This window comes from Kerstersia gyiorum (genome assembly GCF_048595715.1).
Classification (GTDB): domain Bacteria; phylum Pseudomonadota; class Gammaproteobacteria; order Burkholderiales; family Burkholderiaceae_B; genus Kerstersia; species Kerstersia gyiorum.
Genome location: NZ_CP169556.1, coordinates 110,314 through 123,496, shown reverse-complemented (window position 1 = coordinate 123,496; position 13,183 = coordinate 110,314). Strand labels below are relative to the sequence as shown.

15 protein-coding genes and 1 tRNA gene are annotated in these 13,183 nt (G+C 63.7%); 8 read left to right on the top strand and 8 right to left on the bottom strand.

Going from position 1 to position 13,183, the window contains the following annotated elements; all coding sequences use genetic code 11:
* Positions 1-13 precede the first annotated feature (13 nt).
* Together ACEW7X_RS00480 and ACEW7X_RS00475 are read left to right on the top strand one after the other, a co-directional pair.
* Positions 14-781: a LamB/YcsF family protein gene (locus tag ACEW7X_RS00480; RefSeq protein ID WP_068372904.1), complete on the top strand. Its 768-nt coding sequence runs from the start codon at positions 14-16 to the stop codon at positions 779-781.
* Positions 778-1,917: a diaminopropionate ammonia-lyase gene (locus ACEW7X_RS00475; RefSeq protein WP_420177486.1), complete on the top strand. Its 1,140-nt coding sequence runs from the start codon at positions 778-780 to the stop codon at positions 1,915-1,917. Before ACEW7X_RS00480 ends, ACEW7X_RS00475 begins: the two co-directional genes overlap by 4 nt.
* Before the next feature lie 75 nt (positions 1,918-1,992).
* Here the strand turns inward: ACEW7X_RS00475 and ACEW7X_RS00470 are convergent, their stop codons facing one another.
* The 5 genes from ACEW7X_RS00470 to ACEW7X_RS00450 form a co-directional block, all read right to left on the bottom strand.
* Positions 1,993-2,331, bottom strand: a complete 339-nt coding sequence (locus ACEW7X_RS00470) for a tRNA-binding protein (protein ID WP_068372911.1) — start codon at positions 2,329-2,331, stop codon at positions 1,993-1,995.
* Positions 2,332-2,419: 88 nt separating this feature from the next.
* On the bottom strand, positions 2,420-3,430 hold the full coding sequence (locus tag ACEW7X_RS00465) for a DMT family transporter (RefSeq protein WP_420177485.1): 1,011 nt from the start codon (positions 3,428-3,430) through the stop codon (positions 2,420-2,422).
* Positions 3,424-4,020, bottom strand: a complete 597-nt coding sequence (locus ACEW7X_RS00460; RefSeq protein ID WP_127772911.1) for a TetR/AcrR family transcriptional regulator — start codon at positions 4,018-4,020, stop codon at positions 3,424-3,426. Before ACEW7X_RS00460 ends, ACEW7X_RS00465 begins: the two co-directional genes overlap by 7 nt.
* Positions 4,021-4,145: 125 nt before the next feature.
* Complete coding sequence (locus ACEW7X_RS00455) at positions 4,146-4,511, bottom strand: YggL family protein (RefSeq protein WP_068372917.1); 366 nt, start codon at positions 4,509-4,511, stop codon at positions 4,146-4,148.
* Between the two features lie 60 nt (positions 4,512-4,571).
* Positions 4,572-4,647, bottom strand: a tRNA-Phe gene (locus ACEW7X_RS00450).
* A gap of 83 nt (positions 4,648-4,730) precedes the next feature.
* Here ACEW7X_RS00450 and thpR point away from each other — a divergent pair.
* From thpR to ACEW7X_RS00420, 6 genes are all read left to right on the top strand, one after another.
* A complete protein-coding gene (gene thpR, locus ACEW7X_RS00445) occupies positions 4,731-5,366 on the top strand; it encodes an RNA 2',3'-cyclic phosphodiesterase (RefSeq protein WP_278857151.1) in 636 nt (211 codons plus the stop codon).
* 217 nt (positions 5,367-5,583) lie between these two features.
* Positions 5,584-5,892, top strand: a complete 309-nt coding sequence (gene hdeA, locus ACEW7X_RS00440) for an acid-activated periplasmic chaperone HdeA (RefSeq protein ID WP_068373023.1) — start codon at positions 5,584-5,586, stop codon at positions 5,890-5,892.
* A 308-nt stretch (positions 5,893-6,200) separates the two neighbouring features.
* The gene (locus tag ACEW7X_RS00435; protein WP_278857148.1) at positions 6,201-7,574 is read left to right on the top strand and encodes a DEAD/DEAH box helicase; all 1,374 of its coding nucleotides are present in this window, start codon (positions 6,201-6,203) and stop codon (positions 7,572-7,574) included.
* Positions 7,575-7,629: 55 nt separating this feature from the next.
* Positions 7,630-8,259, top strand: coding sequence for a LysE family transporter (locus ACEW7X_RS00430; protein WP_415358576.1), 630 nt, complete (start codon positions 7,630-7,632; stop codon positions 8,257-8,259).
* A 75-nt stretch (positions 8,260-8,334) separates the two neighbouring features.
* Complete coding sequence (locus tag ACEW7X_RS00425; protein ID WP_068372928.1) at positions 8,335-9,942, top strand: peptide chain release factor 3; 1,608 nt, start codon at positions 8,335-8,337, stop codon at positions 9,940-9,942.
* A 39-nt stretch (positions 9,943-9,981) separates the two neighbouring features.
* Positions 9,982-10,623 carry a hypothetical protein gene (locus ACEW7X_RS00420; RefSeq protein WP_068372931.1) on the top strand — a complete coding sequence of 214 codons (642 nt, stop codon included), beginning with the start codon at positions 9,982-9,984 and terminating at the stop codon, positions 10,621-10,623.
* 113 nt (positions 10,624-10,736) lie between these two features.
* Here ACEW7X_RS00420 and bfr read toward each other — a convergent pair whose 3' ends face one another.
* The 3 genes from bfr to ACEW7X_RS00405 form a co-directional block, all read right to left on the bottom strand.
* Positions 10,737-11,213: a bacterioferritin gene (bfr, locus tag ACEW7X_RS00415; RefSeq protein WP_068372934.1), complete on the bottom strand. Its 477-nt coding sequence runs from the start codon at positions 11,211-11,213 to the stop codon at positions 10,737-10,739.
* Positions 11,214-11,633: 420 nt separating this feature from the next.
* A complete protein-coding gene (locus ACEW7X_RS00410) occupies positions 11,634-11,876 on the bottom strand; it encodes a (2Fe-2S)-binding protein (protein ID WP_068373026.1) in 243 nt (80 codons plus the stop codon).
* An 87-nt stretch (positions 11,877-11,963) separates the two neighbouring features.
* Positions 11,964-13,160 carry an MFS transporter gene (locus ACEW7X_RS00405; RefSeq protein ID WP_420177484.1) on the bottom strand — a complete coding sequence of 399 codons (1,197 nt, stop codon included), beginning with the start codon at positions 13,158-13,160 and terminating at the stop codon, positions 11,964-11,966.
* Positions 13,161-13,183 lie beyond the last annotated feature (23 nt).

Sequence of the window (13,183 nt, the reverse complement as noted above, 5' to 3'; positions counted from 1 at the left end):
AAGAGAGCCTCACATGAAAATCAACCTCAACGCCGATATCGGCGAAAGCTACGGTAAATACACCATCGGCGCAGACCCCGAACTGATGCGCCTGATCGGCTCTGCCAATGTCGCCTGCGGCATGCACGCGGGCGACCCGTCCATCATGATGCGCACGGTCCGCCTGGCGCAAGAGAACGGTGTCTCCGTCGGCGCCCATCCAGGCTTCAATGACCTCTGGGGTTTTGGCCGCCGCCAGATACGCATGAACCCGCAAGACCTCGAGTATCTGATCACCTACCAGATCGGCGCGCTGCAAGCCCTGGCCCGGGCCCAGAACGTCAGGGTCACACACGTGAAGCCGCATGGCGCGCTGAACAACATGGCGCACGACATCGAGGACTATGCCATGGCCATCGGCCGGGGCATCAAGGCGGCCGACCCGGACCTGATCTACGTCGCCAATGCCGGCTCGCAGATGACGCGGGCGGCTGCACGCCTGGGCCTGCGGGTCGCGCATGAATCCTATGTGGACCGGCGCTATGACGACAACGGCAAGATGCTGTCGCGCGAGCTGGATAATTCCGTCATCAAAGACCCGGAAGAAGCCGTTGCGCATGTCATGCGCATCCTGGAGGAGCGCGCCATTTTTTCGACCTCGGGCAAGCGCATTCCCTGCGAAGTCCACACCTTCTGCATCCACGGCGACGAACCGACTGCCGTACCGGTGGCACGTGCCGTCCGCCAGGCGCTGGAAGCCGCAGACATTCGCGTCGTGTCCCTGCCGGAGCTGATCCAATGAACCGTCCCGACTTCCCGCACACCCTGTACATCGACGCCATCTGGCGCCAGACACGCGACAATACGGCTTTCCGCTCTGCCATCGAACGCACGCTGCCCGCCAGTCTCTGCGCGCAAGCGCAAGCCCGCATCACCCGGTGGGAACAGTACCGGGCCACGCCGCTCCTGGGCCTGCCTGCCATGGCGGCGGCAGCCGGCCTCGCCGCCATCCACTGCAAGGATGAAGGGCCGCGCTTCGGCCTGGGCAGCTTCAAGGCGCTGGGCGGCGCCTACGCCGTGGCATTGGCCACGGCGCAGCAACCCGGACGGATGACGATGACCTGCGCCACCGAAGGCAACCATGGGCGTTCAGTGGCCTGGGGCGCGCAACGCGCGGGCGTCGACTGCGTGATCTTCCTGCACGCAGGTGTCAGTCCCGCGCGTGAAGCAGCCATCGCCCAATACGGCGCGCGCATCATCCGCGTACCCGGCGACTATGACGATGCCGTCCGTGCCTGCGCCCAGGTTGCGGCGCAGAATGGTTGGCAAATCATTTCCGACACGACCTGGGAAGGCTATGAAGACATTCCGAAATGGGTGATGGCCGGCTACAGCGTGCTGGCCCAGGAACTGCAGGCGCAACTGCCCCAGGCACCCACCCACGTGTTCCTGCAAGGCGGCGTGGGCGGCATGGCGGCCGCACTGATGGCGAGCCTGGAGCGCTGCTGGCCTGACGCCGGCATGCGCTACATTCTGGTCGAACCGCGCAGCGCGGCCTGCCTGATGGCCAGCGCCCGTGCCGGCGGCGAATACCGCAACACGCCCGGACCTTTTGATACCATCTCGGCCGGACTGGCCTGCGGCGAGCCATCGAGGGCCGTTCTGGAAATCATCTGCCAGGGCAGCGACATGATGCTGGCACTGGACGATGCCGCCATCAAACATGCGGTGCGCCGCTTTGCCCGCCCGTCGCAAGGCGACCCTGCCATCGTATCCGGCGCATCGGGCGCTGCCGGGCTGGCCGGGCTGCAAACCGTGCTGGCTACGCCTATCCTGCAACAGGCGCTGGCCCTGGACCAGCACAGCCGGGTACTACTCATCAATACAGAGAACGACACCGACCCGCAGGCCTATCGCGATATCCTGCAGGAGGACTGACAGCCAGGCCCCCTGGACGTCGTACCGGCTTGCCGGGACGGCAGCCAACGCTGCCGTCCATCTTGCCCTCCGGCCTCAGCAGAGGCGCGCGCCCAACGGCACGGGCCGGTCGGGCACGCACAGGGCCACCGCACCATTTTCATCATGGAAGCCCGTCACCAGGCATTCGGACATCAGCGGACCGATCTGCTTGGGCGGGAAATTGACGACGGCAACCACCAGCTTGCCCACCAGGGATTCCGGCGTATACAGATCGGTGATCTGCGCGCTGGACTTGCGCAGGCCGATCTCCGGACCAAAATCCACCTGCAGCTTGAAGGCCGGCTTGCGCGCCTGCGCGAACACTTCGGCCTGGACAATTCGCCCGACGCGCAATTCGACCTTGGTGAAGTCATCCCACGAAATGGTTGCCATGATTGATTTCTGCTCCAGATTGATAAAACGACACAGCCTTTGAACACTCAACTGCCGGCATACCCTGCCGCAGCAAAAACTGTTGCGCTCAGCCAGCCGGTACCGACATGGCCGCCGGCGCCCGTGCCCTGGCCCGCCCTGGCCAGGTAATGCAGACCAGGCACGCAAGAATCAACGCGACCCCCAGCCAGCCCAGCGCGGGCAGGCGCTCCCCGATCACCACGGCGGCCAGGCCTGCGGCAAACACAGGCTCCAGCAAGGTCACCGTGGTAGCCGTGCTGGCCTGCACGCGCGCCAGGCCGTAGCCAAAACACACATAGCCCAGGAACATGGGCACCAGGGCCATGTAGATGCCTACGGCCGCGTTGTTCCAGGACGCCAGGAATGGGGCGCCGGTCGCGAACAGCACCGGCATCAGCAGCAGCCCGCCCCCGCCGAATACCGCGCCCATCGCCGCCCGTGCCGGAATGCCACACTGCATCAGGCGCCGGGCGGCCCAGGAATACAGGGCATAGCTCAGACCCGCCAGCAGTCCCAGCCATACGCCAGTGGTGACGTCAGGCGCCAGTACGGCACTGACGCCACTGCCTTCGGCCAGGCTCAGCAGCACCATGCCCAAAAGCCCCAGCACGGCACCGCAGGCCCAACGCATGCTGACGCGCGTGCCATCCAGCACCATTTCAATCACCGCCGAGAGCAAGGGCGCCGAGCCCAGGGAAACCACCGTGCCTATCGTCACGCCGGCCAGGCGCATGGACGCGTAGAAAGCCAGCGGATAAACCGCCACGGCAATGGCGCCCATCAGCAACCAGGGCCACTGCAGGCGCAAGGCGCCGAGGTTACGCAGGATGGATCGCACGGCAATCAGCGCCTGCAACAGGCCACCTATGCCCATAGCCGCAGCCCCTATCGCCGCAGCGCCGACTTCCGGCGCGAAAGTGGCGGATACGCCCGTCGTCGCCCACAGGATGCAGGCAAACAGGATGGCCGACACCCCCAGCAGGTATTCCCTGCCCGGCGCCGCGCGGCCCGCCAGCGGGACCGGACGATCCGCAGGCGAAATGGAGGCCGTGGGCGCGTGCGGGCGCGTGCTCACCATTGCTCCAGCAAGCTGGCCGCCATCTGCCGGGCCTGGTGCAGGCACTGGCTGCTGCCTTCAAGGCCCGCCCGTGCCACAGCCCCTTCCAGCAAGAAGGCCAAGTGCCTGGCCAGCGGCGCCGCGCGTTCGGCGTCGCCTGACAGATGCTCGGTGAGATGCCGGGCAAGCAGGGCTTCCACTTCTTCCTTGTAGGCCCGGATCGCTTGCCGGCTTGCATCTTCCACCGGCAACTCCGCAGCGGCATTCCACTGGCCGCAGCCCCGGAAGCCGCGCTCATAGGCAAACTCGGCATGGTCGACATAGGCATCGAACACGGCCAGTGTCCGCGCTGCCGGGCCCCTGGCCTGCTGCAAGCGCGCCGCATACAGCGCCAGCCATTCCTCGTGCCGGGCCTGCAGATATGCCGCCACCAGTTCGGCCTTGGAACTGAAGTTGTTGTACAGGCTCTTCTTCGCGACGCCGGCTTGCTTCACGATGGCATCTATGCCCGTACCCGCGATGCCGTCGCGGTAGAACAATACTGCGGCAGCGCCCAGCAGCCTGTCGTGGGCGCTGATGCGCGCCTTGCCATCCCGGCGGGTAGCAGCCATGGAATCACCTGCATGCAAAAGTAGTTAGACCAGTATACCTACTTTTAGCCGTTAAAAAAATGCGGAATCCTTGCGGTCCCGCGTTCCGGGCAGCCACAGCCTGGCCCTACCCGTGGTTCAAGGCATCAATGCCAGCCGTACCAGGCATCGGCCAGTTCACCCACCGTTACCTGCGTGACATCACCGCGCTGTTGCAGCCACTGCAACACGGCTTGCCTGTCGTCCTCGGAGGGAGAACCGGCACGCGCGGAAACCACGCCATCCAGTACACCTCGTCCGACACTGCCGCCGAAGAACAGATCGCGCGATTCGATCATTTCGATCAATGCATCCAGCAGCGCATCGCTGCCGTCATTCGCGGAGAATGAAGCACGGACTTCGAAAATGAATTGCTGGAATTCGCCCACGTGCAGCTTTTTACGCTGGCGGGCATTGAGGCGGCGCAGCCGCTTGCCCGTCGGGGCGTTGGAAGAGAAATAGGAAGCAGACATAAAAAATCCCCGATGATACGGGGATTTTCAGTATTTTGATGCGGTAGAACCTGAATTCTTTGGTGGCCTGGGGCGGAATCGAACCACCGACACGCGGATTTTCAATCCGCTGCTCTACCAACTGAGCTACCAGGCCAACGCTTGCTTGAGCAAGAATTGCATTCTAGCACTGTTTTTTTTAGATTGTCCAATAGTTTTTCCAAGCCCGGAACCGACACCATGCCTTTGCCCCCTGCCACCAGTGCGCCAGCCCCTCTGCCGGAAGATGATGCAGCCTTGGTCTGGCGCCGTTGTTTCCTCGCGCTGGCGCCCGATGCCCCCACCTGTGCCGCGCTGGTGCAGCTCCGCCTGCCTGACGCCGTCCAGCCCGTCGCCCCCGCCGACCTGCACCTGACCCTGGCTTTCCTGGGCGCAATCACGCCGGCCCAGGGGCAGGCGCTGATACAGGCCTTGCCACGACTGGCACGCAGCCTGCCGCCCCTGCTCGGGCTGGGCCGTGCCAGCTGGCCACAGCCTGCGGCCCCCAGGGTGGCAGTGGCACGTTATGAATATCCGCCCGTGCTGCAGGCCTTGCTGACAGATACGCATGCCCTGTTGCGCAAGCTCGGCCTGCCCGTCGAAGCCCGGCCCTTCCAGCCGCACATCACGCTGGGACGCTACCGCCGACGAGCCGTCGCCCAAACAGATGACTCAGCCGTCAACATCGCCCTGCCAGCCGCCCGCTTCACTGCGCTGGCGTTATACACCAGCCTGCATGCCGGTACCGTACGAACCCCGAGGACCTCAGGCGCGCAGGCAGAGGACCACACCGGAGCAACACCGCATTACCGGATCGTGGCGCAGCAGCCGATATAACCATTTCACCAATAAGGTTTCATTTACAAACAATTTTTGAGCATATTTATCCCCGAATTTTCAGACAATATTCATAAGCTGGACGCAGATACGGTCGCCGCGACACATCCGCCGCGACCAGCACCACCGTTATCGCCGGTAGCCGCGCTCCATGCTTGCCGGCGTTGCAGTGATGGAGCAAAACGAACATCTCAATCTAGCCACTTCGGAGTCTGAAATGAAGAAAACCGCATGCATGATCGCTCTCGCTAGCGCCGCCGTCCTGCCGTTCGCCAGCCAGGCCAACGCAGAAAAGCCCGTCGCGCTCTGGCTCTGTAGCGACTACGTCTCGCTGGACGAAAGCTATCGCCCGGTCGCGGTCGGCTTTGCCGCTGCCGTCAACCACGACGGCAAGGTCGAAGAAGCCGTGCTGGATACCGCCGGCATCGCCAAGCTGCAGCCCCAGCTGCTACAGGTCTGCAACGAAAACCCGCAAATCGCCCTGCGCGACGCGCTGGTTCAGGCTCAAGGCAAGACCGCAAACTGATTTCCCTCCCGGGCTGGCCTCGCCAGCCCGGCACCAGTGCGTCATCTAGCGGCGCCCTGGTGCCAGCCAGCGTCTGTCACACGACAGCACTGTCGCAGTGACCGGCATCTTAAAGTCTGACCATAGCCGCTGCGTCCGCTACAATCATTCCTTTCGCGCGCACGCAGTTCCAATCCGCATGCCGTGTCCATCCGTGCCCCCGGCCTGACTGGCCGCCATATCTGCATGGATGTTTCTCCCTCCCGTTCATTGCGCCCGCCCCGATTGGAGTTGATCTCAGGAACAACTGGCTGGCGCCGGAGTCTCTTTTGTCTCAGCCCATTTCCTTTACCGACCTCGGCCTCGCGGAGCCCTTGCTGCGCGCCATCGCCGATGTTGGTTACAGTCAGCCTACCCCCATCCAGGCGCAAGCCATCCCGCAGGTACTGCAGGGTGGTGACCTGATGGCTGCCGCCCAGACTGGTACAGGCAAGACCGCCGGCTTTACCCTGCCCATCCTGCACCTGCTGCTGGACCGCCCGCTGTCCGGCGGACGCCGTCCCGGCCGCCCCCGCGTCCTGATCCTCACCCCGACCCGCGAACTCACTGCCCAGGTCGAGGAATCAGTCAAGACCTATGGCAAATACACGCAACTGAAATCCATGGTGATGTTCGGCGGCGTCAATATCAACCCGCAGATCACTGCGCTGAAGAAGCCCCTGGATATCCTGGTGGCTACACCCGGCCGCCTGCTGGACCACGCCTCGCAACGCACCGTCGACCTGTCCGGCGTGGAAATCCTCGTGCTCGACGAAGCCGACCGCATGCTGGACATGGGCTTCATCCGCGACATCCGCAAAGTGCTGGCCCTCTTGCCCGCCAAGCGCCAGAACCTGCTGTTTTCCGCGACCTTCTCCGACGAAATCCGCACCCTGGCGCGCGGCGTCCTGGCCAACCCGGCGGAAATTTCCGTCGCCGCGCGCAATACCACCGCCGAGCGCGTGGACCAAAGCGTGCACCTGGTCGCCCAGGCGCACAAGCGCGATGCCGTCAGCCACCTGATCCGCAACAACGGCTGGCATCAGGTGCTGGTCTTCACCCGCACCAAGCACGGCGCCAACCGCCTGGCCGAAAAGCTGGTCAAGGACGGCCTGTCGGCTGCCGCCATCCACGGCAATAAGAGCCAGTCGGCGCGCACCCGCGCCCTGGACGGTTTCAAGAGTGGTGACGTCGCCGTGCTGGTGGCCACCGATATCGCCGCGCGCGGCCTGGATATCGACCAGCTGCCGCAAGTCATCAACTTCGAGCTGCCCAATGTCCCGGAAGACTACGTCCACCGCATCGGCCGCACCGGCCGAGCTGGTGCCGCAGGTTCGGCGATTTCGCTGGTGGACGGGGAAGAAATCAAGCTGCTCAAAGCCATTGAAAAGCTGATCCGCCGCCCTATCGAGCAATTCCCCATTCCCGACTGGACCCCTCCGGCCGTGACCGAACCGGCTGACCCGCGTGAAGAACGCGATCTGCGCAATAGCCTGGGGCGCGGCCGTGGCGGCCCGGCTCCGCGCCGCAGCCAGCCCGGCCAGCGCTCGGGCGACAGCCGTCCGCGCAGCGCAGGCCCTGGCGGCAATGCCCGTTCCGGCGGCGGCAATCGCAGCAGTTCGGGTGTGCGGCGCTCAGGCAACGACCGGGGCGGCAAGGCTTAACCCCGGCAGGCCGACCGCTTACAATTCCGCTTTCTTTCCGCGCGCCTGAACCGCCATGACTTTCTCCACCTGGCTTGCCTTTTTTGCCGCGTCCTGGGCGATTTCCTTTTCGCCCGGTGCCGGTGCCATTTGCGCCATGTCCTCCGGACTGCGCTATGGCTTCGCGCGCGCCTGGTGGAGCACGCTGGGGCTGATTCTCGGCATCATGCTGCAAATCGCCATTGTCGGCATCGGTTTGGGCGCGCTGCTGGCCACCTCGGAATTGGGCTTTGCCATCGTGAAATGGCTGGGCGTGGCCTACCTGATCTATCTGGGCTGGAAACAGATCCGCACCGATGCCGCACCGGTCGATGCCTCAGGCAGCCAGCCCCGCATCAGCGCCTCCGTCCGTGAGCTGGTGATGCGGGGCTTTTTCATTAATGCCAGCAATCCCAAAGGCACGGTGTTCCTGCTGGCCGTCGTGCCGCAGTTCCTCGATGCCAGCCGCCCGCTGCTGTCGCAATACAGCGCCATTGCCGGCACCATGGCGTTCACCGACCTGGTTGCCATGTCATGCTACAGCCTGCTGGCCACCCGTGTCCTGAGCCTGCTGCGCAGCCCCAGGCACATCCGCTGGCTGAACCGCACCTTCGGCGGGCTTTTCATCCTTGCCGGCGTCGTACTTGCCGGCTTTCGCCGCCATTAACCTGTTACCACCGCGCTGGTGGCCTCGCCGCCCGAAAGGGCGGCGAGGCCACCAGCGCAGAACCAGTCATCCGCCATGTCGATTTCCTCCGAAGTTTCCCGGCGCCGCACTTTCGCCATCATTTCCCACCCTGACGCCGGCAAGACCACCATTACGGAAAAGCTGCTGCTGTTTACGGGTGCGATCCAGATCGCCGGCAGCGTGAAGGCGCGCAAGGCATCGCGCCATGCGTCCTCGGACTGGATGGAAATCGAAAAGCAGCGCGGCATTTCCGTCGCCTCCTCGGTCATGCAGACCGAATACCGCGACTATGTCATCAACCTGCTCGACACCCCGGGTCACCAGGACTTCTCCGAAGATACCTACCGGGTACTGACCGCCGTCGACGCCGCCCTGATGGTGATCGACGCCGCCAACGGTATCGAACCGCAGACCATCCGTCTGCTGCAGGTCTGTCGCGCGCGCAATACGCCCATCATCACCTTCATCAACAAGCTGGACCGCGAAGTCCAGGAACCACTGGACCTGCTCTCCGAAATCGAAGAGCACCTGGGTATGGATGCCGTGCCCTTTTCCTGGCCTGTCGGCATGGGCAAGCAATTCAAGGGCGTCTTCGACATCCGCAATGACCGCATGCGCGTGTTCCAGCCGGGCCAGGAACGCCTGCCCAGCGATGACGAAATCATCGAAGGCCTGGACAACCCCGCCATCGCCAGCCGTTTCGGCGACAACTACGACAAGGCGCACGGCGAGATCGAGCTCATCCGCGAAGCCGCGCCCGCCTTCGACCGCGAAGCCTTCCTCTCGGGCCGCCAGACCCCGGTGCTGTTTGGCTCTGCGATCAACAACTTCGGCGTGCAGGAAGTGCTGGACACACTGGTGGACCTGGCGCCGTCGCCGGGACCACGCCACGCCGTCGAACGTGAAGTGCGCCCGGACGAACCCAAGTTCAGCGGCATGGTCTTCAAAGTCCAGGCCAATATGGATCCGGCCCACCGCGACCGCATCGCCTTCATCCGCGTCAGTTCGGGCAAATTCACGCGCGGCATGCGCCTGAAGGTGAGCCGTACCAACAAGGAAATCCGGCCCAATAACGTGGTGTCCTTCCTGTCGCAACGCCGCGACCTGGTCGAAGAGGCCTACGCCGGCGACGTGATCGGCATCCCCAACCACGGCGTGCTGCAACTGGGCGACGTCCTGACCGAAGGCGAAACCCTGCACTTCACCGGCCTGCCCTTCTTCGCGCCGGAACTGTTCCAGCAAGTAGAAGTCAAGGACCCGCTGCGCGTGAAGCAGTTGCGCACCGGACTGGTACAGCTGGGCGAAGAAGGCGCCATTCAGGTGTTTCGCCCGATTGCAGCGGGCGGCGCCATGCTGTTGGGTGCCGTCGGCCAGTTGCAGTTCGAAGTGGTCATGCACCGCCTCAAGACAGAGTACGGCGCAGAGGCGCGCATGATGCCCTCGCGCTACACCATGGCACGCTGGATTACCTCTGAAAACCCGCGTGCGCTGCAGAAATTCATGGATGCCAACGCTGCCCATATCGCCTATGATGTGGTCGATGCCCCGGCATTCCTGGCCACTTCCGGCGCGGCCCTGCGGGTCGTCCAGGATCTTTATCCCGACGTCCAGTTCCACGCCATGCGTGAACATGGCGGCCACGTCTTCAGTAAAACGCCCTGACGGCGCACGTATGGAAATCAACAAAAACGAGCAACGTTCATGTCCTGGCGATCCATCCTGATCATTATCGTCCTAGCGCTTGCCGCCGCTGGCTTTTCCGGCATGCAGCTGGGTGACTGGCTGGTGTCGCGCGCCCCCACGACGGCGCCGCCGCCACATGCCACAGGCGCCGATGCCGAAAATGTCCTGGACGCAGACGGACGCCCCTATGTCGCACAACCGCCACAGCCCCGGCTGGACGGCACGCTAGGGGTTCCCGATACGTTGGCAGCAGAATGGGATGTGCCCATGGTGTCGCTGTTCGATACCGTCAACGATCCCAATGTCATGATCTCTCGCGAGAAAGCAACACCGGAAAGCCTGCGTCTGCTGACCCACGGCGCATCTCCGCTGCCCTCGGACACGCGCCAGGAGACTGACACGCCGCCGCCTGCGGATATCCGCGACATCCAGGCCGCGCTTGCAGGCGACCCCGGCTATCCGCCCGTGGCCTCGCCCAACCCGGCGCATCCCACGTCCGGCGCCGGCAACTGGCAGGCGGCACTGCGCCGTGAACTGCAGGTCTGCGCCGACACGATGGGCTTCTTCGAGCGCCCCAGCTGCGCCTGGGCAGCCCGCCGCAAGTACTGCGAACCCAACAACGCCTGGGGCACGATCCGCGAATGCCCGGAGCGACGCTGACCGCCCCAGCAGGCATCGGCCTTTGTCTCGACAAACAAAACGCCGCTGCTGTTCTCTGGAACAGCAGCGGCGTTTTCACGTGCGCGGCAGGCCATCGCCGGCCCGCCCGACACTCAGTCGTCTTCGTGCATCTGGTGTTGCAGATAATTCTGCAGGCCCACCTGCTCGACCAGCCCGATCTGGGTTTCCAGCCAGTCGATATGCTCTTCGGTGTCGTCCAGGATCCTGCGGAACAGATCACGCGTCACATAATCCTGCACCGATTCACAGTAGGCAATCGCTTCAACCAGGGTCGCGTGGGCATCGCGTTCCAGATTCAGGTCACAGGACAGGATCTCCGGCACATCTTCGCCGATGCGCAGCTTGTGGAGGTCCTGCAGGTTGGGCAGGCCGTCCAGCATGAAGATCCGTTCCATCAGTTTGTCGGCGTGCTTCATTTCGCTGATGGATTCATCGTACTCATACTTGCCCAGGCGGTTCAGCCCCCAGTGGCGCAGCATGCGCGCATGCAGGAAATACTGGTTAATGGCCGTCAGCTCATTGGTCAGTTGCGCATTCAAAAACTTGATAACCTGTCTGTCACCCTTCATCGTCGGCTCCGGCTGTATGGGTTTGATAAGGCAGCGGCATGGGGAAACAACACACCCAGGCAAGGCCCTGGCCGCCGCTGAAACCCAGTCAGGCTAGCATCCACGCGGGCAAAAGCCCATGCCGACTATGCATGTGGTAAACCGCCGTGCAACCCATGACAGGAAAGCTCTGGCGAATGAGAATGCGTCTGCAACTGCAAAATGCCGCATGGCCGGATCAGGCCTGATGCGGGCTGGCAGACGCAAAATTCATGAAAACCGTTTGATTTTCATGAAAAAAACCGAAGATCAGGAGTAAATTGCCGCAACAGAGGTGTTGGACCAAATGAGAATGGCCGGTGTCTGCTGTTGTTTAAATCATACAGAAACACCACAGGCCATGGCGTGCCTGGCGGCACGCCAACCCGGATACTGAGCGAATCAGGCGGCTTGCTGAGCGGCGCTGGCCGGGAGGATCTCCGACGCCGCGCCGGCCGGCAAGGCGACAGTCGCCACGGTGTGGCAAGCGCCGCCAGGCAAGTAGGAACAGGCGCTCTCGGCACAGCGGCCACAGCAACTGGCCACGCCGAGCTCATACTGGAGATCATCGAGCGTCGCGGCGCCGGAATCGACGCATGCGCGAACCTGGCGCTCAGTGACAGCGTTACAAATACAAATGTACATGAGACTAATTATCTTGAAAGTCCATGTCATATGCAAGCGTCTTCCTGCCTCCCCGGCCCCGGGGTTTTCCCGGCCAGGCTCCGCTCCTCAGGCCTTGCGCCGGTAGGGTCCCGGGCCATGCGGCAGGCAACGCCAGAATACCGCCGCTGCCGCCAGCCCGAACGTTCCAACAACAAAGGTTCCCACCGCCAGCGAAATGGCTCCCGTGAGGGCCGACAACAGCAGGGGACCAGCACTGGACCCCACGTCCGACACCAGCCGCCATAGGCCGAGGAAGTGGTGCCGGCCCTGTGCCGGAGCGGCATCGGCCGCCAGCGTCATCACGATGCCGGAACTGATGCCGTTGCCGAAGCCCAGCATCAAGGCCGTCTCCATGAACGATATAACGCCCGAGGCAAACGGCATCAGCATCAGGCTGGCGCCCATCAGCAACACCGACGGCACCGCCACCCAGACCCGCCCATGGCGGTCCATAATTTTGCCGGCATGGTAGAACACGGCCATGTCCAACGCCGCCACCAGGCCATAGATCACCGAAATCGCAACCGAATCCAGCCCCAGCTGTTCCGCCCAGAGCGGCAGCACCACCTGCCGGGTGGCGCGCAGCACGCTGATCAACAGGACGCCTATGCCCAGGCTCAGGAATACACCGGCATGGGAGCGCGCAATCGACAGCAGCGACGCCTTGCCCCCGCCCACCGTCGCCAGGGCGGCCGGTACCTCCAGATCAGGTACCTTGTAGGCCAGCACCCCGGCCCCAAGCATCGCGATCATCGCCAACAGATAGGCACCCGGCAAATCCATCAACGCAATCAAACCGGCTCCCGCGAACGGCCCGACGAACGCGCCTATGCGCGCCGTGCCGCCCAGAACGGACAGCGCCCGCGCCCGCATGGCCAGCGGCACGGCCTGCACCAGGTAACTTTGCCGCGCCAGCTGGAACACTGATGCGGCCGCGCCGACCAACAGGGTCGCCACCGCCATCATCCACACCATATGGGCTGCCATCGCGATCAGCATGGCCACCGCGCTCAGCAGCGATGCGCCTATCATCGCGCGCCGTTCGCCATAGCGATTGACCAGCAGCGCCGCCGGGATATTGCTGACCAGCGAACCCAGGCCCACCAGCGCGGCCACCAGCCCGGCCACGGCATATGACGCTCCCAGGCCGCGCACGCTCAGGGCAATGACTGGCGTCATGGCGCCGATACCGACGCCGAACAGCACGGAAGGTCCGTAGGCTGCCAACGCAATCTTGCGCAAGCTGAAAGAAGAATCGTCCATAGTCCTGAAATCGCCCGCGGGCT